Genomic DNA, 24197 nt, shown 5'->3' on the forward strand with positions numbered 1-24197 from the left:
TTTAAGAATCTACTGAAACAAGCTTGACTATGAACCTATTTCTATACGGCGTTACCCATCCAATAGAGCGAAGAGCCAAATAAAATAAGCGCCATTCCGGTTATTTCGGGAATAGCGCCTCACTATAATTAAAATAGCTGTATATGATTATAAATGGAGTAAATATACGAATCAAGATGAGGGAAAAACCGGGCGAAACAATTCTCAGAAGAATTCATGTTCACCTGTGCCCCGAATGCCACCAAGTAACTGCTACAAATCCGAGGGAACGGCGCCCATACGAATGCTCCGCACATGGAGTGTGGGTATTCATTATATCAATGCGACTAACATCATCCCAACTTAAAATCTATCTGGAAATAAGTGTAGACGCACCATTGAAAATTTGCAGTCCAAAAAAACAAGCTATTCCACAAATAATTATTCAAAAAAGCATTGTTTTAATAGAGGCCTTCCCGTATACTGTAGTCAAACACTTGGTTTAATAAAAACATTTTATTATGAATTTATAATGAATTATTTATTAGTGTTTGCTTGCGGAACTTGCAGTTCTTGGCCTACTTTAATCAGGTTGTTAATTTTAAGCAGTTCTTCAACAGTTACACCGTATTTTTCAGCAATGGAAGTCAGCGTATCGCCATCTTGAACACTTACTGTGATTGTATTTACAGTAGCTGGGGTTCCTGTTGTATTAGTTGGCGCTGTAGTTGCTTGATTGTTGTTCTCAGTAGCTGGTTGAGCCGGTGTTGTAGTCGTAGCATTTTCAGTTGTTTCAATTCCAAAAACTTTAGCTTCAAATGCTTTTTGTGCTGCTTCTTGTTGTTCTCTTATCAATTGGTCTTCTGCTTGTTGTTTTTCATACTCAGAACCAGACTGTGCGGCGGATACTTGACCTGTAGCAAGTGGACTCAACAGAGATACTGCACCTAAACTTACTGCCAACATACTAGATACTGCTACTTTTTTCATTACGTTTTTCATGATTTTTTCTCTCCTCTTTTTTAAGTCAAATTTTAATTAACTGCTTTACTACTGAGCGAGACACTCCCAATGTCCGCTCTGTTGTCGTTAGCTAATCATTTATTACCAAACCATGTTAGCTATCAACAGATAGAAATTGTACTCCTATTTTCCAAATAAATCAACCTCTAAATTAAAATATTCTGTTTTCATCCCTCACTTCCTTACTTTTTGTTTGTGTCTATATTTTTATTATATACCTCTCTCTATCTCGTTGTCAAATCTTGCTTATCGTGCGGTTTAAAAGGCTTCTCTGCTCTAGCATTCGAGTTTTTCTCGGAACGTTATGAACTTTTTTTTCCTAGTTTCAAACCAAAACTCTCGTAAAGGGACATAAAATTCGGGCTTATGACCTTGCCAAAGTCAGGCAAAAAATGGTCATATGTATTCCCTCTTCGGATGCCTTTTTCCTTAAAACACGCGCACACGCTTGTAAAGTGCTGCCTGTCGTATAAATATCGTCCACCAGCCAAACAGTAACGCATTTCTGATTCTCCATTTTAGTTTGAGACTCAGCGTTTAAAATAAAATGCTTAATTAACTCCGTCATACCTGACACAACAGAGAACGCATTGTACATCGTGTCTGTGCGTTCTTTTTTTGTTTTGAAGCTTTGTTTGCCAGTATCTTGTGGACGAGCAAGTAAAGGTAAAAAGGGCAGTTTATTCCGCCTGGCAAGCTCCTCTGCCAAAATTTGAGCCTGATTGAAACCTCGCTCTGTCAATCGTGTTTCGCTTACTGGAACACATGTCACCAAATTCACGCTCCGCAGAGCCTGATTGAAACGAAAATATTCCCGACCAGCAAACTCATGCCTCATAGCCTGATAAGCCCGATGCATCATCTCGCCGAGCGGAGGACCGTACTTTTCATTTCCGCGATATTTAAACTGCCCAATCCATTCTCTCATAATAGGCGTATAGCTAGTCGCACTCCGATTACACACATAGTAGCGTGCTTCCCGGTCAGTCCTTACACAATCAGGACAAAATGTCGGGCGTCCACAATGAACACATCGAATGTTGTGAATCCAAGGAATTTGAGCCGAACAAGAAATACAAATCCCGGGGAACTTGGAAAAACCCCCAGTGTGAATTCCACAAGCGATACATGTTTCTGACTGACGCTGAAGTAGCCAATTCAAAAAAAGTTGGGCTCTGCGCATCATTATCATACAGAATACACCTTTCCTGGTAGTTTACGTGTCAATATTGCATCAGGTTTCACATTTCCAAAAAAACTTTTTTTTATTTTGTGCATTTAATGTTTCACCTTCTGTAGATAGCCCTTTTTTCGCGCTAGTGTATTCATGCGCTTAATTTGTCTAATCGCCCTCTTTTGGCCGCGTGTCCATTCGGGTGATGTGAAAACGACGCTTCCACATGGATCATCCTTCGACCTCCCTGCTCGACCAGCCATTTGTACCAGAGAGGCTTCATCAAAAAGGCTGCTATCCGCGTCCAGTACATACACATCACTCCGCGGAACCGTCACACCGCGCTCCAAAATAGTGGTTGTGACCAGTACACGTATTTCAGTTGCTCGAAAGGAACGTACCTTAGCGCTTCGTTCTTCATCCTGGGATGAAGTGCCCGCAATTGGGATATCAGGCAAGCGTCTGATCAACAATTCTACTAGAGATTGAATATGTGAGATTCGTGTCACAAACAGGAAGACCTGAGCGCCGCGATGTATGGATGCCAACAAGCGTTGAATTAGGCATGCGGGAAGTCGTCCCTTTTGCAGCCAATGCTTCACCGGAGCAGTCTCCAGACGGAATGGGACAGGCAGTGGATGGCGATGAAAACGAACGGGAACCTTGGCATGCGGCAACAGGCCGCGTGCAGCCTCTTTTTGCAACAGTAGTGGTGGAGTAGCAGACAAATAAATGAATTTCCCCTCCTGCTTACATACAGCCTGTGCGGCAAAGGCGAGCATTGGATCATTGTGATAAGGAAACGCGTCAATTTCGTCAATGACAACCAGATCAAAGGCCTGACGATAACGCAGAAGCTGATGAGTCGTTGCGAGTGTCAGCTGCCCCCTTTGCCAGCGTTCATCGCTGCCTCCATAAAGCGTCACCATGCTTACACGAGGAAAGGCGATTGCCAAACGGGGCGCCAACTCCAGTACCACATCCCGGCGCGGTGTCGCTACAAGCGCCGTTCCTCCATGCTCCAGCACATGTTGCAGGAGTGGAAACATCATTTCCGTCTTGCCTGCGCCAGTCACGGCCCAAAGCAAAAACCGCTCTGCCACGCCTTCGCCAGTTGTTGGTGAAGGATGCCCGCTGTTGCTGTCGCGGGCAAGGACACTCCCCTGCAACGCAGCAGCAGGGCTTGTCCCCCGGCGTATTGCCATGCCACGCCGCAATAGCTCGCCCGCCCGGAGCCAGAGGCTTTCCGGGCGAGAGCGCCCCCGCACCCCACTGGGCGGTGCGGCCAAAAAGCGCAGCGCCGTTTCGGCGGCGGCGCGTTGCGCAGGGCTCAGCCCCCAGCGGTCGAGCTCCGCGGCCGGGGCTGTGTCCGCCGTGCACGGCACGGCGGGTTTCGCTGCACCGCGCAGCAGCAGCGAGCACTCACGGCTGCGCCCCAGCGCGAGACACGTCTCGCAGTAGGCGCACGCCTCGCGCCCGCACGATGCACAGCTTGTGCGGTACATCGCCCCGCTGCCGCAACGATTGCAGCGGAGATCACTCGCAGCGGGCCGACGCGCATGTGGTGCAAGGCCAGCAGCAAAGCTGAGTCGACCTTGCAAGTACGCGAGCTGCGCAGCCAAGCGCCAAACGCGCTCCAATCCTGGTGCCACCTCAGCCAGGAGCGCTTCAGCTTCCAGAACGAGCAACTGGCGTCCTGACAGCAAATCAGCCAGCACATCCGCTTGTCGTGCCACACGCTCCATATCCAGTTTTTCAATTTCACTGTTGGAATGCCTTGTTTGCCCGAGGTACGATACTCCTGCTATTCCCCGTTCCTCACTCCCTCCCCCATACATCATGCTGCTGCTTGGATGAAACAGTTGCCCCTCCCACCTGCATTCACTTTCTAAGTCAGGAATCCAGCCCTCCGCTCCATCCCAAATGCATATAGCATTGATCCCTCCGGTTAAATGTTGCGCTACGTCACCAGACTCTGAATTCAGTTCATCCTTTAGCTGTGCGAGAACGTATTGCCACCATTGCCTCCTTGTCCATCGCTTCATGTCCGTTGATCCCTTGAACACTTCACACAGCTTTACGCCCCAAGGCAACGGAAGCTCTCGCCCCAGTACCACCCATTTTTCGACAGCATTCTCCTGTCCCTTGTTCCCTTTCAACCACCATGTCATATCTACTCGAATATCCACGGATAAGCGGATATCCCATTTCCCTCTATACCTGACCACATATACCGCAATTTTCATTTGGCACCCTTTCACTTCTCAAGTGTTTATTTTCCTCTTTCTAACAACAAAAAAGCAAAAAAGCACACTTCCATGGCCCATAGCCTGAAGTGTGCTCCACATCATTCGGATTTCAGCGAAATCCCTTTTATCTTGCATATGCAATTCCTTGTAAACATTTATATCCGGTTTCGACCGTAATGTCCACCATACTTTGTCATTAACGAACAAGTGGAGCATCCACCAACGGGTTGGCTGTTCTGAGGTCAATAACAACCCGCTTTTCACCGCCTAACTTCGGTAAAACCAGGTTTCCCGGTGAAAAACGATATGAAATGACCGAAACATCCATATGGCTGTAACGCACCATCCGTGTAAGGATCGGCAGTGTATCATCCACGGATTCATCATCCAGTACCGTCACATGCAGCGGCCCCCGACGTAACCAGGCAAGTATGCTCAATGAACGCATCACCCACTCCACACGTTCTCCGTCATTAGAAGTAATGACAATATAACGGGTCGGCCGTTGATCCGAAGATAACGCGCGCACATCGTCGCCATTGCGATAGGCTTGAACCGCCTGCCGTATATACATAAGATGCACAACTGCGGCTCCCAGACCATATATAAGCAATATCCAAACCAAATGAGCCATCACGAAGGTTCCACCTCCTCCTATAGCGACAATATATGCCGTATAACAGGAAGAGGTGTCACGGTTATGTACTGGGTTTCAAAGACTACACTTTACAGCGTAACCCATCCGTATTTGATGGAATTAATAACCGCTTGTGTCCGGTCATCAACCTCCATTTTTTGCAAAATACTGCTGACATGGTTTTTGACCGTTTTTTCACTAATGAATAAATATTCACCGATCATCTTGTTGCTCTTGCCTTCTGCCATTAAGCGCAACACTTCAGCCTCACGACGGGTCAGCGGGTTATTTTCGCCTGCGACGAACTTCACGCCAGCTTCCTTCGTATGACCTTCAGCCATAGCCCCGGTTTCATTCAGATACGTCATCCGGCGGAGCTGCTGAATGAGTTTACCCGTTACCTTCGGATGAATAAACGCATATCCTTCATGCACAGAGCGAATCGCATTAATGAGGGACTCGGCCTCCATATCTTTTAGCAGGTAGCCATTAGCCCCCTTGCGCAACGTCTCGAATACATAGCTTTCATCATCATGAATGGACAAAATGATAACTTTGACATCCGGGAACATCTCACGCAGCTTCTCCGTTGCCTCCACACCGTTTTCAATAGGCATATTAATGTCCATCAGAACGATATCCGGCTTCTCTACATTACAGAATTCCAACACCTGAATACCATCGCCACATTCTCCGATGACCTCAATGTCGTCCTCCATATTCAAAATACGTTTAAGCCCTTCACGGAACAACTGATGATCGTCCGCCAAGAGAACTTTAATGGGTGCGTTACTAATTTCCTGATTTTCCATGTTGTTACTCCTTTCCCTTTTCCACGTTGGTTGGGATATGAATCACTATCTTGGTGCCTTGATTCTCAGCTGATTCGATCTCCATTCTCCCCTCGAGCAGTTCAACCCTTTCCCGCATACCAATCAGACCAAAATGCCCATGATCTTTACTTTTCTGCTGAAAAAGCTCTGGCTTAAAGCCCAGACCATTATCCTGCACCACAATTTTTACAAGCTGCGCCTGATAGGTAATCTCAACAAGCACATAGGTAGGATAAGCATGCTTGGCAACGTTGGTCAAAGCTTCTTGGATCAGACGGTAAATGGCTGCTTCCATCGCGGAAGAGAGACGATGCTCCTTGCCCCTTGTTTCAAAAAGCGCTCTAATCTTCGTTTTCTCCTCAAAATCCTGCACATATTTCCGGAGCGTCGGAATAAGTCCCAAGTCATCCAGGGCCATAGGACGCAAATTAAAAATAACCTTTCGCATTTCCTCAAGACTGGAGCGAACCTGTTTCTTCAAGTCTACTATTTCGTCCTGAACCATCTTGAATTCCTGCTTGGCGATCATTCTTTCCACAATTTCCGTCCTAAGCACTAGATGCGCAAGAAGCTGTGCAGGTCCGTCATGAATTTCACGGGATATCCGCTTGCGCTCCTCTTCCTGGGCTAAAATAATTTTCAGACCAATAAACTGCCGGTTTTTGGCCGATTCAATGATCCGCGTCACTTGTCCCAACTCACCCGACAAGTATTCCAGTACGACGCCCATCTGCGAACCGATGGTTTCAGCCCGCTCGACAGAGGCCTCAACACTTTTAGCCCGCTTTTGAAGATCATCTCTTCTGGCCTTGAGGTACATTTCCTTCTCGCGAAAGATCATCACATCGAGCTGAAGCTGTGTTGCTTTCTCGTAAGCCTGCTTGATATCCTCTTCCGAATAGCGGACAAAGTCACGGCTGACCTCAGTCAGCCGAATACGGGACCGCCGATAGTTCATTTCCAGCTGGTCCACCTTTTCAATCGTTTCCGCCGTTTCCTTCAGGACGCTCTGGAGTTCCTGATTTAACGTGACCAGCTCGGTCCGGGCCGTGTCCAAAATTTCGAACATCTGATATTTGCTGTTCTCCATCACCTGGATGGCATTCTTAATGACTCGGTCTATGATATCGGCTTGAAAGTCCACAAATGTTCTACTCCAATCCTAGCATTTCAAGTATATATCATACCATATCATGACTGGAGGGTGATGGTCTTCGTTTCTTGTTCCCATTTTACAGTCATTCCTAACTGCTCAGACACGAGTCTTAATGGGACTAAAGTCCTACCACCTAACACAATGGGTGCTACATCCGTGCTCTGACGCTTGCCGTTCAGGACGACTTCTTTCTTGCCTACTGTTAAATCCATCAGCACACCGCCACGCATAATCGTAATCCGCTGATCGCCTGCGTTCCACTTGGCTTGCCCACCAAAAGCATCCAGCACGTACTTGATCGGCACATACGTTGAGCCGTCACGAGTCATCGGAGCAGCATCAATGGTCGTTGGCGTTCCGTTCACGGTCATTGACTTTTGTCCGATTGTCATTTGAGCCGTTCCTTTTTTGAGTCCTTCGGTTCCGACCGTTCCCGGTGTATTAAAAGAAATATTATCAAAAGCGACATTGCCCGTTTTAGCACGCTCATCCTGACCTTCGGCCACATTGACTACATACAGGCGCTTGAGCTTCGCCGGATATGAAATATTCAAACCGCTCATGTCTGCGTTAATGGTTTTCCAACCGTTCCAGTCGATCACTTTGGCAAGGTCAATATATGCCGTTTTGCCCTGGGCATCTTCCAGCTCGGCACGCAACCAGTTCAGACTCTTATCTCCTCTAACATCAATCGAGATGGATGTAGCCGCTTGTTCAAGCGTTTTGCCGGTTGTACCGTTCAGCTGGGCGTAGGCATACATTTTACCACTACCGTTCGTCATGTCGTAGTTCAGCTCAAGCACTTTGGAATTGGCATGGTCGCCATCTCCTTGTACAACAGCCGCTGTGCCGGTAACGCCTTCCACATTCGAAGTAAAATCAACCGGATACGAAACATTTTCGAAGTTCTCCCAGTTGTTTGTGCTAGCCCCGCCAGCAGACAGGAAGACGACCGCGCTGAAACCATCGTAGCGACCGATGGCATAGCCCGTTTTCACACCCGCATCCACCGTATTTATCGTAAGCTGATTGTCCTTAACACTTCCCTTAAAGCCGATGAACTCCCATTTGAGCGCATCTGACGAAATGCTGACGCTCTGGCCGTCTTTCGTCTTTGCAGTTACCGGTACCGCGTTTTTAGCTCCTGCCGTAAGCGATCCTGTCCCACTGCCTGCGGTAAGTGATGAAATTTCATCTGCTCCCAGCACAGTAACCTTGGTCGTAGCACTAGCTGAGCCACTGGACGCCGTCAACGTAGCTGTTCCTGGTTTCGACCCCTTCACAACCCCGCCACTCACCGACACCACGGACGGGTTGCTCGATTTCCATGTCACTTGTACATTTGAGGTATCGAACGGATTGTAGTAGGTGTCATAGCCTTTAAAAGAATAGCTTCCGGTCTGACCAATAAGCAGCGTTTTATTGCCTTTAATCGTAAAGCCTTTGAGCGTCCCTTTAGGTGCACTGGTGTACACACCCACACCGTTTACGACGCTACGTTGCTCCGTACCGTATTCCGTATTGAACGTAAGCCCCGCTGTCGTATCTCCTAAATCACGGGTCACCATTGTGGTGGAGCCACCGCCATCCAGGTTCATACCCTTCCAGACACCAATATCTTTCATCAGCGTTTGCAGCTCACTCAGGGATACGCCAACGCTGTTCCCGTTCTTCTCAACGGCAATGACATAAGCGTAACGCTTGTCACGGGAATATCCCAAAGCCGTGCGCGCCCGCGTCCCGCCTATGCTCGTTGTACTGCGGGAAAAGGAAGTTTTCTGACCGTCATTCACCAATATGGTGTGTCCGCCAATCATCATCTGGAGATTGGAAGGGTCCACCTCACTCCCTGTCGATTTGACACGAAGATGATAGCTGGTTTCTATCGTTTGTCCTACTGTCAGGTGGGCTTTGGCATAATCGGCCGCTTTGCCGTGAGTACGTAAAATATAACCGTCCTGCGGCACAGTCATATTCAACGTAGCATTGTTGGAAATTTGCGTAACCACACCATCTTGCACCAATACCTCGGTAGGCGTTGTTGAGCTGTTTTTCGGCCGCTCAATTGCTTTCCAGGCAGATGTATAAATATACATAGCGTTGGAGTGGCTGTAGCTGCTTCCACTCGTTTCAGGCGAATACGAAGCCTTATTCATCCCCGCTAAAGGGAAAGTTGATCCATCCCCGGCTTTTACTGTGCCTTCAAAAGTGAACTGCTCCACCATTGGGGAACCGTCCTTGGTTACAGCAAAGGCATACATACCTGTTAAATCAGACGGAGTAGACATTAATACACCCTTCGATACTTGTCCACCAATCGGAGCACCCTCGCTGGAGGTATTAAAATAATCTCCGTTCACACCAGCGACTGCTCCCGTTTCTTTTGCCATACCGCCTGTGCTTTGGCGGGTTGTGAACTGTCCATTTTTCCCGGTCATAACATCCAGCTTAACGTATGGATTTTGCAAGTCTACCCGGACGATATCCGCCAGCGCTGTCCCTTTGGAGCCTTTAAAACGATATTTCATCAATGTTGCACCGGAAGTAATAATTTCTTCCCCCAGCTTTACAGTCGAACCGGAAGCTGCACTCGCAATCGGTGCAGATATCCAGCCGTTTAACGGAATTAGAGCGCCTGTTCCGGCAACGGGTCCAACCCACAGTACTCCTGCCAGTGTCAAAACAGCCCATCTTTTAACGATCCCTCTGCCATCTACTTTCTCATTGCCTTGTTTCCTATTACCTAAAAACATATGGATGATAGCTCTCCCATCTTCATTGTATTCAAACGGACTTTTCCGATCATGTACTCTAAACTCTATCAAATAAACAAAAAAAGCCTCTTATGTTAATAGACTTATTATAAAGGCAAAAGTTACGAAAATCCCGTCAACTATTTCATAAAACACAAACTATAAATTGACGAATGCATAATCAGCACACTATAATACACATGAACTTATAAGTTCAAATAATACTAACTAGTTCAAACCTAATGTTATGCACCCATCAGGAGGATTGATAATCATGAATAAACAACGAACAATCATCATACTTACCCTATCCCTGAGCATCGCGATCGCTGGATGCTCTGCCGGGAAGGAGGATGCCGCTCTAAGCTCTGCTGCACAGCCAGTCGCTGTGCGTACCGCAATCGTCAAATCCTCTCCGCTCCATACTGCCTATAACTTGTCAGGCACGCTTCAGGCTTATGAGGAAAACACACTGGCTTTTCAAAATGGAGGCACCGTAGCCAGTGCCTCTCTCTCTGTCGGCACTGCTGTACAGAAGGGCGCCGTTATTGCTCGTTTGGATGACGCTGACTACAAGCTTCAGGTTGAGCAGGCAGCAGCCTCGATTCAAGAGGCTCAGGCAGGTATAGATAACGCCCAGGCTAACCTTCAAGCCGCTGCTTCCGCAATCCAATCCGCCGATGCAGGCATTGCGGGCGCGGGCGCGAATGTCAGCAAGGTCAATAAGGGGGCGCGTGCCCAAGAGAAACAGCAAGCCCAAGCCACTGTGGATAAGGCCCAAAGCGCTTATACTAAGGCCAAGACAGATAGCGAGCGCACACAAAAGCTATTTGAAGCAGGTGCAGCCACCGCGTCGGACAACGAAAGTGCCCGTCTGAACGCTACAGCAGCCCTGAAAGATCTGGAACAGGCCAAAGACTCCCTTTCCCTCCTGCTGGAAGGAGCAACGACAGAAGACCACCAATCCGCTCAGGCTTCCTTTCAGGATGCGCTTGCTGGAAGATCCAAAGCCATTGCAGCCAGTGAACAGGCTGCGGCTTCCAAAAAACAAGCCAGTGCCAATTACGAAAAGGCACTCGTCGCCAAGAGTCAGGCAGAACTTGCACTTTCACGCACCCGTCTAATCTCTCCTGTGAACGGCGTCATTTTAGATAAGATCGTGAATACAGGTGATTTAGTCTCTTCAGGCCAAGCAGTCTATCGCATAGGCTCCATTGATCGACTCAAGGTTCTGCTTCCGGTACCGGACAGTGAAATCAGAGATTGGAAGAAGGGACAACAGGTCAGTGTCATGTTGTACGAGGAAACCCGTCAAGGCACAGTATCCAACGTTTATCCGTCAACGAGTACCAATACAGGTAGGGTTAATGTAGAGATTGTCATTTCCAATCCGCAAAGAAACTGGTTACCCGGTCAGGTCATTAAAGCTGCTCATCAGGTGACAGACAAGAACGGCATTCTCATTCCGGCCGAAGCGGTCATTAACACGGGAAGCAAGCCTTTTATTTTCAAAGATGTCCAAGGAAAAGCTGTTAAAACTCCAGTGGAGCTTGGCAATCAGGTCGTAGAAAATCAGCTTCAAATTGTATCCGGCCTTCGTGAAGGCGAACGTATTGTCATTAAAGGGGCAGAAACCCTGTTTGATGGAAATGCGATTCAGTCGGAGGAAGGCGGACGCCCATGATTGAGTATATCGTAAAAAAACGAAAAATTACGTTGCTGTTTTTTGTCATGCTGATTTTAGTCGGAATCTTCGGTTTTTTCCAGTTACCGCAGCAGGAGATGCCGGATGTCACAATACAGAATGCTATGGTAACAACAGTCTATCCTGGTGCTTCACCACAAAAAGTAGAACAAACCGTAACCAAAGAGTTGGAGAAACGCATCAAGGAAGTGGAAGGCGTTAAAACGATTGATTCGACTTCTGGTAACGGATTCTCCTCTATTTTAATCGAATCCAAAGATGGAGTTGATCCCCAAACGGTTTGGGACAATATGCGTAAAAAGGTGCAGGATGCACAGGCTGATCTCCCTGATGGCGCTGAAACACCCATTGTGAATGATAAGCTAACAAGCTCGTTTATCGGCTCCTATGCCTTGATCGCTGACTCTGTCGCACCGCTGTATCAACTCAATGATATGACTACAAGCTGGAAAGATCAGCTCAATACCATATCTGGCGTATCCAGTGTCAAATTCAGAGGTCTTCCTGATCAAGAGGTACGAGTCCATATCGACAATCAGAAGCTTCAGCAATACCAACTGTCCTGGGGGCAAGTTGCGCAGGCGATCCAGTCTCAGATTGACCGGGTTCCTACCGGTGATATTGAATACAACGGGCGCACCTATCAGCTCATTGTCCGGGAAACAGAAAAAGCCAACGAGTTAGAGCAAGTCATTCTGACACGCACCAAGGAAGGGAACCCTGTTTACCTACGAGATGTGGGTACGACTGAGCTGGCACATTCCAAAGCAGGCTACTTTGCTTACATAGATGGTAAACCAGCCCTTACACTAAGCATTGGAGCAGAAACAGGCACCGATATCCCGTCGATGAGCGAGAAGGTTAATACCAAGCTGAAAGAGCTGGAAAAGACACTCCCCGCAGGCGTTCACTTTGAAACTCTTTTTGCACAAAAAGATCAGGTAACTCATATCTTCGACGATTTAAAACGTGAAACGATTCTCGCGATTGCGGCCGTTATTCTCGTTTGTATGCTGGGCTTGAATTTGCTAACCTCTGCTTTTGTCGCGCTGGCGATTCCTATTTCGGTTTCGATCGCCATTATCTTTTTGCCCATGTTCGGCATTACACTCAATCAAATTTCCGTTGTCGGCCTGATTATCGTACTTGGTATACTCGTCGATGACGCGGTAGTCGTAAATGACAATATCGAGCGCAGACTTACGGAATTAGGCGAATCTCCCTCCGTTGCGGCAGTAAAAGGCACCAAAGAGGTGATGCTTTCCATTTTAGTTGCCACACTGGCTACCATCTCAGCCTTCGCTCCACTATTATTTCTTCCAGGGAATGTAGGTGCATTTATTAAACCGATTCCAGCCATTGTTTCCCTGACTATGCTTGCCTCTATGATCATGTCGCTCACCATCATTCCTATTTTTCGAGAATGGTATGAGAAACGCAGACAGGCTCGTCACCCTCAGGGAAAACCTAAACCACCTGGCTTGTTAGGTCATCAGATTCAATCTTTAAATAAGCTCTATTCACAAAAGTTAATGCCCAAAGTAATTCAGCGTCCTTTGCTGACCGCAATGGTTGGACTCATGCTCGGGACGGCTGCATATGGACTGGTCGCTTTCACAAGGGTTGAATTGTTTCCAGAATCGGAAGATCCTCACGTCGCATTAAATGTAAAAATGCCTGTGGGCACTTCGATCGCAGAAACAGACCAGATAGTCAAAGACATTGCAGCTTGGGTAAGAAAACAACCCGAAACCTCTAACGTAACCTATAGCGCTGGAGGAACAGCTCCGCAATTGTTTAGTGACATTAACAGCGGCGGCGGTGATAGTAGCGACAACGAGATTGTCGGTCAGATCGCTGTTATCGGCAAAGAGGATGTATTTGATCTCAATACGACAGTCGATGCCTGGGAACAGCACATTAAAAAGTCCTACCCTGGAGTTACGGTTACGATGTATGTTCCCCGTCTGGGAATTCCTGTGGGTAAGCCCGTCTCTATCCGTATTTCAGGCCAGGACCTGAATGAGCTGCAAACCCTTGCCCAAAAAGCAAAGGAACAGATCGCCACAGTAAATGGAACAACGGGGATCGTGGATGATATAGGGATTGAGCGATATGCGCTGGAACTTGAGGTCAACAAGCAGGCCATGGATCAGTACCTCGTAAGCTACACTGATTTGACCCGTACACTTCTTCTATTAAAAGAAGGAGCCCAAGTTAGCCAATTTGATACAGGAAACGGTCTGGTAGATATCAAACTGTATTTGAATCATACTGACGAGGAGCCAAGCACGCTTTTCCAACAATTAAGTGTAATAAATACTGCTGGTGAGCAGATTCCATTAAACCAGCTCGTACAGATCAAGCCTACATTTGCTATTCAGCAAATCAAGCATTACAATATGGAACGGACGATTACGGTAGAAGCCGATCTGAATGGAAAAACGGCTAGCGAAGCGATGGTAGATGTTGAAAGTAAACTGGCACAAATGAAGTTCCCTGAGGGCTACAAATGGGAGGTGGGCGGAGAAACCTCCGATCAGTCTACCATATTCGGGGATTTAGGAAAGCTGGCAATTGTTGTGGTCTTGCTCATTTTACTCTTGATCACCATGCAATTTTATTCTCTTTCCATTCCTATTATTATTATGACGACAGTGTACCTGGCAGCAGCAGGTGGAATTATCGGTATTTTTCTGACAGGTATGCCTATCGGGTTTATGAGCATCATGGGAATTATCGCACTGGCGGGAATTGTAGTGCGAAACGGAATTGTGTTAATCGAGTTCATCGAGGATGCCCGGCATGAGGGAATGGAACTGAAGGAAGCTGTGATACAAGCAGCCACTGCCCGTTTCAGACCCATCTTATTGACTTCTCTGGCTGCAATTGTAGGTATGATTCCGTTAGCCCTACTGGGTAGCCTGCTCTTTAAGCCACTGGCGTTTACCGTCATTTTCGGATTGTTATTCTCGACGTTGTTAACCCTGTTTGTAGTGCCATCATTGTATATGATCATGGCCAAGTACAAAATGCGCCGTCAACTCCAAAAACAGCAGCACACGGTTATCACACACGATCAACCTTTGTAGTTGCATGCTGAGAAGTACACACTGTCGGATTGAACCCTAGGGGGAAGTATGCATGGAAAGCAAAAAAAATGATATTTTACAGGCAGCCATTCGGCTGTTCTCCAGAAAAGGCTACTATTCAACATCTGTTGAAGAGATCGCCAAAGAAGGCGGGATGGCGAAGGCATCCTTTTATAAATATTTTCAAGGAAAAGAAGAGCTTCCTTTGGAAATGTGTATCATTCTGGAGAATAACATTGAACAAGACATCCGGACACTTTACAGCAAGCCTGACCTTACTAAAGAAGCTAAGCTGCACGGTTTTGCCGTTCTTTATTTGAAAAACCTCGTTGAAAACAAAGTGTATCTCATGATGGATCTTCCTGAGCCGTCCATGCTTATTTTTCAAAATGAGCAACTCAATGGCGCCTTCGAGCAACATGAATACAAGCTGTACAAATGGGTACGTGACTGCATGATTGACGTTTTTGGACCGGAGATTGAAGATCACGCTTGGGATATAACCTTTGTGCTCAAGAGTGTTGTATTTGAATACATTCGCTTCTTTGCGGATCGGATGAATGATGAAACGGTTGAGCAGCTTGCGCAATTCATCATCTTCTTATCTCATTCCTTGGTAGCCAACCTGAATAGAGGTGAATCCGCCCCTCATTTGTTCTGGAGCAGGCAGGGCTGGTTACCTGAAAGTACTCTAAGCAATCCCTTTGATCAAGGCCGCCAGATTAACGGCCTTCTCCACTCTCTGGAAGACAGTATACTGCTGTCTTCATGGAGTTCAAAGGAAGAAAAGCAGGAGTATCTGCAAATTGCCGCCTTATTAAAAGAAGAAGCTTTGAAGGCGAATCCCCAAACGGGTCTTTTAAAAGCTCTGTTTTCATATTTGGAACAGCGTAAGGATCTGCAAAAGGTCTGTCATTTGCTCAAAAAGCTGTTGAATCTTGCACCCCCGACGGAGTAGTAGGCGCTTAGAAATTCATCACAGCTATTCACAACTTAGCTTGTAGAATACATCAAAAAAGACTGCTCATGTAAATCATGAGACAGTCTTTTTTTGGTTATTGCTTATATTTGATAGCATATGAGAAATTACAGACCGGCTTGCACTCTCAGAGCGTCAGCTTTCTCTACGCTCTCCCATGGCACATCCAGATCTGTACGGCCAAAGTGACCGTAAGCAGCCGTTTGCTTGTAGATTGGACGACGCAGGTTCAGCATTCGAATGATACCTGTTGGGCGAAGATCAAAATTGTTACGAATCAGTTCAACGATTTTCTCATCGCTTACTTTACCCGTACCGTATGTATCGACGCTAATCGAAACCGGCGTAGCTACACCAATAGCATAGGCAAGCTGAATTTCTACTTTATCTGCCAATCCGGCTGCAACAAGGTTTTTCGCTACATAACGGGCAGCGTAAGCAGCGGAACGGTCTACTTTGGTCGGATCCTTACCCGAGAATGCTCCCCCGCCATGACGTGCATAACCGCCATACGTATCAACAATAATTTTGCGGCCTGTCAGACCTGCATCCCCTTGAGGTCCGCCAATAACAAAGCGCCCTGTAGGATTAATGTAATACTTGGTTTGCTCGTCCAGCAATTCCGCAGGAACAACTGGCAAAATAACCTTTTCCTTGATGTCTGCCTGAATTTGCTCTAATGTAATATCTTCTGCATGCTGTGTAGAAACTACAATGGCATCAATACGAACTGGTTTGCCATTTTCATACTCTACCGTTACTTGCGTTTTACCATCCGGGCGAAGGTATTTTAGTGTTCCATCCTTGCGCACTTCAGCTAAACGACGTGCAATACGGTGAGACATCGCGATTGGCAGCGGCATCAGCTCAGGTGTCTCATTTGTGGCAAAACCAAACATCAGCCCTTGATCGCCTGCACCAATGTTTTCCGTTTCTTTATCTACTTCAGAAGGATCACGGCTTTCCAGGGCAGCGTTAACCCCTTGAGCGATGTCCGGCGATTGTTCATTCAAAGAAGTCAATACAGCGCAAGTATTATAATCAAAGCCGTATTTCGCACGTGTATAGCCAATTTCCTTAATCGTATTGCGTACAATGGATGGAATATCCACGTATTCCGATTTGGAGCTGATTTCACCAATGACGAGAACAAGACCAGTAGCTACCGATACTTCACACGCTACCCGTGCATTAGGGTCATTAGCCAAAAAGGCGTCCAATACGGCGTCAGAAATCTGATCACAGATTTTATCCGGATGACCTTCTGTTACGGACTCAGACGTAAACAAATGACGGCCTTTTACAGACATGAATTTCAACCTCCCACAATTAAAAATACATGAGGATTTATATATAAAATCCTGACATGGCAATGGCATTATTCAGACACTCTCACGTCAACATGTGACGGAAAATGACTTCTATACCTGATTAACAAAAAATGAACCTTTTCCGGTAGGAAAAGGTTGCGTACAAGCCTCAAATGCCATGATATCCTATTTAAAACGAGGTGTCAATTCATATCGCCCAATTACAAAAGGCGAAGCAAAGGCAAATGGATAAGAACTAATTTCTGTTCCAAATGAAAATAGCCTTTTTTTATAACAACTGCACCTCAAAATCAGTAAAATTATTGCAGTTTACAAGGTACCAAATTCAGACAAGCTGCGTTCGGCAGATTGTACCAATCGCTTGGTAATTTCGCCGCCCACAGAGCCATTCTGTCTTGAAGTCAAATCGCGCCACTCCACATTTGCGCTTCCTTTAAATTCGCCCAACTCAGCAGCAAACTCACTGTCTGCACCAGGAATTACATGTGCATATTGGGGATTATAAACAGGAAGCCCAAACTCAGCAGCAATTTCATACTTCAAATCATGTAATCTGGCACGGCTTTCGGGAATCAATCGTCTCTGACCTCTTGACGCCATCGTACACACCTCCATCAATTGTATTTTCTTACATGAAGTTAGTGTGCAGCGTTTGGAGCCAGATTAGCCAAGAACAATTTGCTATCCCAAGCAGTATTTACGAAAAAGAACATTCCACCATACAACCTATTGAAGAGTGTAACCGCCACGTACCATGACGACCAGGCCAAACTTCTGGCCTTCTTTTACCTGAATACCTCTTCCTTCTCTAGGAAAGGATAGTAAATGATTTTTCTCAACGGCTTGATTATGAACAATTTCCGTTCCGGAAGTGATATCAATAGCTCCACTGGCATCCATGCTATAAACAACAGCATACCCGTTACGTAAAATAAATTCCGATCCAGCTTTGGCAATCAGCTTTTGACCAGGCTTTACATCAACCACCTTCAATTCCTCGGTATGTTCTACAGCTGAGGAAGCTTTGCCTGAGCTAGAAGCTCCAGATGTCGTGGCGTTAGAAGTAGCGTTTGTGGTAGAAGAAGCTGCTGAACTAGTTGTCTTACTACTACTGGTATTGGTTGTCGTTCCACCTTTGAGAGCCTGAGCAATTTTTTGATCAACATAGCTTTTGGTTACAACTGGATCGTCAGCTGTTCCCGGTTGCCCAGAGCTGGAGGCTCCATTAACCGAGTTATTCATTAAGGAGCCTGCAACTATCCCTCCTCCAAGCAAAACTGCTGCCAGCGATACTTTGTAGCGTGATTTCATGTAAATCCTCCCTACAACAGGTTACTGCATTGTGAAAATAATTTTGTATTCGTAGTATTATTGGCTTGCTCCAGAAGAAGCGCCTTGCATAGCCCAAGGCTTATCATAAGCCAGCTTCAACGTATCAATACTTGTAACTAAATCTTCCGCTTGTTGTTCTGCGGTAGTCACTTTCAGATTGGCTTCATAAACCTGAAGCTCTGTAGCCAAACCTACATCAAATTGCTTTTTAGCTATATCAGCCGCACTTCTAGCGCTCACCAAACCAGCTTGAATTTGAGAATACTGACTTTCCAATCCTTTAATGTTGTTATAAATCGATCTTACAAGTCCTTCGAGCTGTTTCTTTGTCCCCTCTGTAGCATACTGAGCTTTTTCAACATTAAGCTGTTCAGCTTCGTAAGGCGTATTTCCTGAAGTATTAAAATTATAAAGCTTTAGGCTCAACTCAGCTAAATCCACTTGTTGCTCACTTAACCAAATGGCAGTGCTGCTGGTAAGTACCTGACTTACCTTAGTTTCCACATTATCTTTAAATTCAGAATAGACAGGCTTATCCTTTAACTCATAACGCTGCTCCGGTTTATAGCCAATCGCTTGATTCAAAGATATATACGCACTGTCCAGATCTTTTTTAGCCTTTTCTAAAGCAGCTTGATTTTGAGTCACCTGATTCGTTGCTTGTGTAACCTCATAGTCACTTGACATTTGATTATCTCTTTTAATTTGTGCGACTTTCAGCTTGCGATCGGCATCTTCAATATTCAAAGCAGCCAGTTTAACTGCATTTTGTTTTTGAAGAAGCTTGTTATAAAGATCCTTCACGTTGTATTGAATACCTTCCTTAGTCATGTCCAAATTCTTCTTTGCAGCCTCATAGTTAAGGTTGGTTTGAGCATAACCCTTAAAAGCTTTATCTTGTCCTTCATCACCGGCTTCTGCAGGAACAAAATCAATATTCTTTCCCGTCTCTTTCATAATTTTACCAGATTGATCAATATTAGTTTCCGCTGTTTTAACTGAAGTACTATCAGCTACAGCTAGTTTAACTGCATCATCATAGGTCAAAGAATCATTATAGTAGGTATCATAAGTAACTTTAGTCACAGGAGCTGTGAAAGGCTTACTGGACAAACTATTGGTTTCACCAGTAGTACTTCCATCTACTTGATTTGAAATGGTCACTGTTCGTGTAGTCTTATCCCAATTTACTTTGGCGCCTAATGATTGGCTCACAAAGCGTAAAGGAACGAGTACTTGACCCTTCTGGATTTGAGTAGCTGCATCCAGTTGTACAGGAGCACTATTTTTATATGCAAGCTTAGAACCCACATTCAAAGTCAATGTATCCTCATTTTTAGATGCCGTTACTTTTTTAGCTTTGCTATCCCAATCCACTTGCGCTCCCAAACTTTCGAAAACTCCACGAAGAGGTACCAAGGTTGTATTTTGACTAACAACAGGAGCTTGCGTATATTGCTGGGTTACACCGTTAATAATAACTTTTATATCACCTGCTTCAGCTCCCGCAAGATTGGCAAATGCAGAAGAAAGAACCAATGTAGAAAGTACCGCTACTCCAAAACGTTTCATAATTTCTCTCCTTTGTCAATATGACTAATAAAAGAAAAGGGCTCCAAAAGGAACCCTCTTCTCATCTAATTCAGTTAACTCAAAAGAGTTGCTCTTAAATTAGTTGTTGTTTTCAACAGTTACTGTTTTCGCAGTTGCATCATAGTTGATGGATGCATCCAGCGCTCTGCTCACCCAGAAGATAGGCAGTACAGTACGGTTTTTGTTAGTTACAGCTTTAACGTCCATACGAACCACAGAACCGTTAATAGTCAACAGGTTAGTGTTCAGTTTGATTTGAGCAACGCGGTCACCTTTAATCAAGGTAACTGTGGAAGTTGCTTTGTCAAACAGGATGTTTTGTGGGGATACACCCAGAGCTTCAGCTGCATAACGTACTGGCAAGTAAGTGCGTCCGTTTTCAGCATAAGCAGCTACATCAGCTGTTTTAGATTCGCCGTTCACTGTGTAAGCAGTGCTTCCCAGTGTGAATACAGCTTTGGATTTAGTAGCACCTGGAGCTGGAGTTCCAACAGTTGCGATTGCTACTTCAGCAGCTGCAGTGTTATTGTCTTTCCAGTTTTGAGTGTTGTCAGTTGCGCCTTTGTATGCAGTGTAAGAAACAGCGCTACCTTTCAGCTTAGCAACGATGTCGCCTTGAGCTACAGTACGGTCAACAGTCAGCTTAGGAGCCGAGATTGTGATTGTACTTGGTGTAGCACTTTCGCTATCGATGTAGAAGCTCAGACGGCCTTTGTTGCTTTCGCCGTAAGTATCAGTGGACACGCTCTTCACTTTAACGTCACCAGCTGTTACTTTAACTTCTGGAGTAGCAGCAAAACGTACGCCTGTTGGCAATTCCAAGATCACTTCACGGCTGCCATCTTTCTTAACGAAAGCTTCTTTAGCTGCTTCAGTAATTGTGATGTCGCCAACTTGTTGGTCGCCCAGACCGATTGTCAGGGTTGGTTTGGAAGCAGCAGCCAGAGTAACTGCTTGTTTCACAGTTGCAACCTTAACAGTACCGCTCAAACCTTGGCTACCAGCAACATCAACGTTCAGATCGCCGGAGAAACCTGGTTGCGTTGCAACTTCAACGTTTTTCAGTTTCAAAGTACCTGGATCTTTAGAGCTGTTAACGTTTTTGAAAGTCAATCTCAAAGTACGTTTGTCGGAGTCTGTGTAAGACACATCTGCTCCACCCAAGCCGTTAGTGTTTTCGAAAGATCCAGCAAAGTTGCTTCCTGGAGTGTTACTTTCGAAAGTAGACTGCCAACGAGCACCTTCAGGCAAACGCAATGTTACAGTACGGTTGTTAACGAAAGAACCAGCAACTTTTTCTTTAATTACAATGTCACCGATTTTTTGCTCGTCATGACCAGCAAGGATTGTCGTTGGAGTAGCTACAGAAACGCCCCCGCCGATTTGACCATAGTTACCAACTACGAGAGAGCTAACGTCAGTAGTTGTGTTACCGGAGATGTTAGCAGTAACATCGCCTTCTTTAGCGTTAGTTTCATCGTCAACGTAGAAGCTCAAAGGCAGGTTAAATGTTGTTTCTTTACTACTTTTTGTTTTCAAAGACAAAGTCAGAGTGTCACCATCGACTTTAGAAACTACATCACCAGATGCGATATCCCCAAAGAGGATGCTAGCACTTCCTGGAGCATTCCATTTAAAACCGCTAGGCAATTTCAATTTGATGTTATTATTGTTAGCCAAAGCACCTGCTGTTTGTTCTTTCACTTTCAACGTCGCAGTGAAGTTGTCTGTGTTAGAAACAGTATCCGCAGCAGACAAAGATACTTGACCGGAAGATACTACGTTTGCAATTGTAACTTCACCGCTAGTCAAACCACTTAGGGAAGAAGCATCAATTGTAGCTTTTACAGGCCCATTGCTAGGTCCACTTACATTGATGTTAGCAAAGTTCAGATATACATCAGCGGAATCTTTGGAGTTATCAAAGTTCAGTGTTACTTTTGCAGAGTTATCAGTCAATTTCTCAACTTTAATTGCAGTAGCATCATTATAGCCAGTAGCTGCAATGTTGTCCGCGTCATCGTTATCTTGTGCATCAAGATATACACCCAAGCCATAAGTAGCGTCAGTAGCAGAAGAAGCACGGCCAACCTGATAATCCTCAGATTTACCAGCAGGTATACCAAAATCAAAGCCTTTAGGCAAAGTAATAGTGAAAGAAGCACCGCTAGCAATAGAAGCTTGGCTAATACTTACTTTCGCTCTACCCAAAACAGCATTATTTTGTTGGTCTGAGTTGATACTTGGAGTACTCAGTGCAATATAGCTAGAAGATGCATGAACTGCAGTTGGTGCAGTCAGTGCTGCGATTGGAGCTGCAACACCAGCAACCAATGTTGCTGTTGCCAGCACGTTGATCATTTTTTTATTAAACTTTGTCATAACCTTTTTTTCTCCTCCTTGAATATAACCAGAAATATTATTTTTGTCTTTTTGTCGGATCTTGTCACTCATCAGTCGTTACACCTCCTTTCCGAGCTTTATGAGAACCCTTATAAAATGATATCTGTGACAATATCACAGAAGCTTGGAATCTAGTTGAAAGAAAGCGTCCATTTATGACGTACTCCAGTATTATACAATGTGATAACAATGCAGTAAAGAATTTTTTTAGCGAATTATGTCTTTACGCTTTTGTACCCCTTTGTTTCATACTCACCCAATTAGACGTAGCATGGGTTCAAAAAGTTGCGTCCGTTTCAAAAAAAATTTTATTTTTTTTGAATATGTATTCCGCTTTCCTACAGTCATAATTATACTATTGAACCTGTTCCTCCGTCATCCTACAACTTTTACCTTCTCAGCCTTAAATGTACAAGGATTATTTCCGTACATTTAAGCCAGTCTTTAATGGAGTATATTCGTTAAGAATTACCCATAGAATATATAAAGTACATAAAGACTATAGATTCCCTTGAAATCTAATACTCTAATACACTTTAAGTAGTAGGAATGACGGAGTAACAAGTGATTTACTGTAAATATAGCCGAGACAAATTACTTCACTACATTAATCTTCGCGCCATCCGTAAGCAGACTAACTCCCTTAACGACAACATTTTGTCCTTCAGCAAGCCCCTTGGTTACCTCAACCTGTTTGGCACTTTCCTGGCCTGTCTGCACTTCTACCCGCTTAGCCACAGTTCCTTCCACTACATAAGCATACTTTTTCCCTGCCTGCTCCGTAATGGCATCCTGCGATACCAAAATGTTTTTAGGAGCTTCTGATTTCATGTATACAGTCACAACCATCCCTGATTTTAATTCACCTGAACCATTAGGAACCGAAATCTCGACAGGATAGGCCTTGAGATCATTATCCATTACTGGATTGACGGCCGATACTCTGGCCTCAATTCGCTTATCTAAGGAGTCCACACCTACAGTCACAGATGAACCCACCTGCAACTTAAGAAGCTCAGATTCAGAAACGTTGACTTTAGTAATAATAGGATTGGTATTCGCTATTGTAGCAACCGCGGATTGTGCACTAACCATTTGCCCCTGGGTTCCTGTTACTACCGATATCGTGCCGGAAATTGGAGCTTTGACTACAGCATCCACCAGTTGACTACGTGCCGTGTCTAAACTGGACTTAGCTTGATTGACAGAAGCACGAGCTACGTCAATGCCCGTTTTCTGTTGTGCAAGACGTAATGATTTTTGAGCATTACTATATGTTGTTTGGGCACTTTCCTTGGACGTTTGTGCATTGTGAAGTGTGATCTGTGCATTCTCCACCGCAGTTAAAGCCCTTCTATGCGCTATTTGAGACTGCTCTAACTCGGATTGAGATAGAGCGCCCGCACTAAACAACTGTTGGTTGCGATTGAGCGTATTTTGAGCATCACGCACGGAACTCTGAGCATCGACCAGACTGGTCTGAGCTTGGGTGATGGTGTTGTCTTGCTGGACAAGCGCACTTTTGGCTTGATCCACGCTGGATTCTGCCTGCTGCACTGATTGCGCTGCGCCAGACTCAGCCTGCTTTAAATTGGCCAAGGCAACCTGGTACGATTCCTGAGATTGCTTAATCGCGTCCTGTAAATCCTTTTGATCTATAGTAAATAGTGTGTCGCCTTTGCTTACTTTTTGCCCCACTGTAAGATTAATACTTTGAATCTTACCACTAATTTTCGGAGACACCTGAGCCGTCTCCTTGGGAGCAAAGCTTCCAATAATACCTGTTGAATCGTTAATACTACCTTTGGTCACTTTTGCCACCTGGACCGGAGTGGCTTGCTGCGCCGTAGTTGGTGCGGCAGGGGCCTCCCCCCCACCGCAACCCGCTAATGCAACTGATAAAAGCAAAGTTGTAGCAATCAGAGCACTTTTTTTATTCATTATGTTTCTCCACCTCA

General features: G+C 45.4%; 16 protein-coding genes. 3 read left to right on the forward strand and 13 right to left on the reverse strand.

Annotation, left to right across the window (positions count from 1 at the left end):
- Positions 1-516: 516 nt before the first annotated feature.
- The 7 genes from E0698_RS13635 to E0698_RS13665 form a co-directional block, all read right to left on the reverse strand.
- The gene (locus tag E0698_RS13635) at positions 517-981 is read right to left on the reverse strand and encodes a LysM peptidoglycan-binding domain-containing protein (protein ID WP_149095578.1); all 465 of its coding nucleotides are present in this window, start codon (positions 979-981) and stop codon (positions 517-519) included.
- A 385-nt stretch (positions 982-1366) separates the two neighbouring features.
- Positions 1367-1930 (reverse strand): ComF family protein, encoded by a 564-nt coding sequence (locus E0698_RS13640; RefSeq protein WP_202894896.1) that lies wholly within the window; start codon positions 1928-1930, stop codon positions 1367-1369.
- A gap of 350 nt (positions 1931-2280) precedes the next feature.
- Positions 2281-4422, reverse strand: coding sequence for a DEAD/DEAH box helicase (locus E0698_RS13645; RefSeq protein ID WP_192511910.1), 2142 nt, complete (start codon positions 4420-4422; stop codon positions 2281-2283).
- A gap of 199 nt (positions 4423-4621) precedes the next feature.
- Entirely contained in the window at positions 4622-5059 is a 438-nt protein-coding gene (locus E0698_RS13650; RefSeq protein WP_202894897.1) for a hypothetical protein, read from the reverse strand.
- A 92-nt stretch (positions 5060-5151) separates the two neighbouring features.
- Positions 5152-5874, reverse strand: coding sequence for a response regulator (locus tag E0698_RS13655; RefSeq protein ID WP_007432713.1), 723 nt, complete (start codon positions 5872-5874; stop codon positions 5152-5154).
- A gap of 4 nt (positions 5875-5878) precedes the next feature.
- Complete coding sequence (locus E0698_RS13660) at positions 5879-7039, reverse strand: sensor histidine kinase (RefSeq protein ID WP_090888724.1); 1161 nt, start codon at positions 7037-7039, stop codon at positions 5879-5881.
- A gap of 47 nt (positions 7040-7086) precedes the next feature.
- A complete protein-coding gene (locus E0698_RS13665; protein ID WP_192511912.1) occupies positions 7087-9804 on the reverse strand; it encodes a stalk domain-containing protein in 2718 nt (905 codons plus the stop codon).
- A gap of 274 nt (positions 9805-10078) precedes the next feature.
- Between E0698_RS13665 and E0698_RS13670 the strand changes: the two genes are divergently transcribed.
- From E0698_RS13670 to E0698_RS13680, 3 genes are read left to right on the forward strand one after another with little or no spacing between them, the layout of a single operon-like run.
- Entirely contained in the window at positions 10079-11488 is a 1410-nt protein-coding gene (locus E0698_RS13670) for an efflux RND transporter periplasmic adaptor subunit (RefSeq protein ID WP_192511913.1), read from the forward strand.
- The gene (locus E0698_RS13675) at positions 11485-14601 is read left to right on the forward strand and encodes an efflux RND transporter permease subunit (RefSeq protein WP_192511914.1); all 3117 of its coding nucleotides are present in this window, start codon (positions 11485-11487) and stop codon (positions 14599-14601) included. Before E0698_RS13670 ends, E0698_RS13675 begins: the two co-directional genes overlap by 4 nt.
- Positions 14602-14653: 52 nt before the next feature.
- Positions 14654-15559: a TetR/AcrR family transcriptional regulator gene (locus tag E0698_RS13680; protein ID WP_192511915.1), complete on the forward strand. Its 906-nt coding sequence runs from the start codon at positions 14654-14656 to the stop codon at positions 15557-15559.
- A 128-nt stretch (positions 15560-15687) separates the two neighbouring features.
- On the opposite strand, the gene metK is transcribed toward E0698_RS13680, so the two are convergent.
- The 6 genes from metK to E0698_RS13710 form a co-directional block, all read right to left on the reverse strand.
- Complete coding sequence (metK, locus tag E0698_RS13685) at positions 15688-16890, reverse strand: methionine adenosyltransferase (RefSeq protein ID WP_192511916.1); 1203 nt, start codon at positions 16888-16890, stop codon at positions 15688-15690.
- A gap of 330 nt (positions 16891-17220) precedes the next feature.
- Positions 17221-17511, reverse strand: a complete 291-nt coding sequence (locus tag E0698_RS13690; protein ID WP_192511917.1) for an alpha/beta-type small acid-soluble spore protein — start codon at positions 17509-17511, stop codon at positions 17221-17223.
- A 126-nt stretch (positions 17512-17637) separates the two neighbouring features.
- Positions 17638-18222, reverse strand: a complete 585-nt coding sequence (locus E0698_RS13695) for a hypothetical protein (protein WP_192511918.1) — start codon at positions 18220-18222, stop codon at positions 17638-17640.
- 57 nt (positions 18223-18279) lie between these two features.
- On the reverse strand, positions 18280-19815 hold the full coding sequence (locus E0698_RS13700; protein WP_192511919.1) for a stalk domain-containing protein: 1536 nt from the start codon (positions 19813-19815) through the stop codon (positions 18280-18282).
- A 99-nt stretch (positions 19816-19914) separates the two neighbouring features.
- Positions 19915-22290, reverse strand: a complete 2376-nt coding sequence (locus E0698_RS13705) for a copper amine oxidase N-terminal domain-containing protein (protein WP_192511920.1) — start codon at positions 22288-22290, stop codon at positions 19915-19917.
- 543 nt (positions 22291-22833) lie between these two features.
- Complete coding sequence (locus E0698_RS13710) at positions 22834-24180, reverse strand: efflux RND transporter periplasmic adaptor subunit (protein ID WP_149095567.1); 1347 nt, start codon at positions 24178-24180, stop codon at positions 22834-22836.
- Between the last annotated feature and the right edge of the window lie 17 nt (positions 24181-24197).

The sequence above is a fragment of the Paenibacillus sp. 23TSA30-6 genome (assembly GCF_014858585.1).
Classification (GTDB): domain Bacteria; phylum Bacillota; class Bacilli; order Paenibacillales; family Paenibacillaceae; genus Paenibacillus.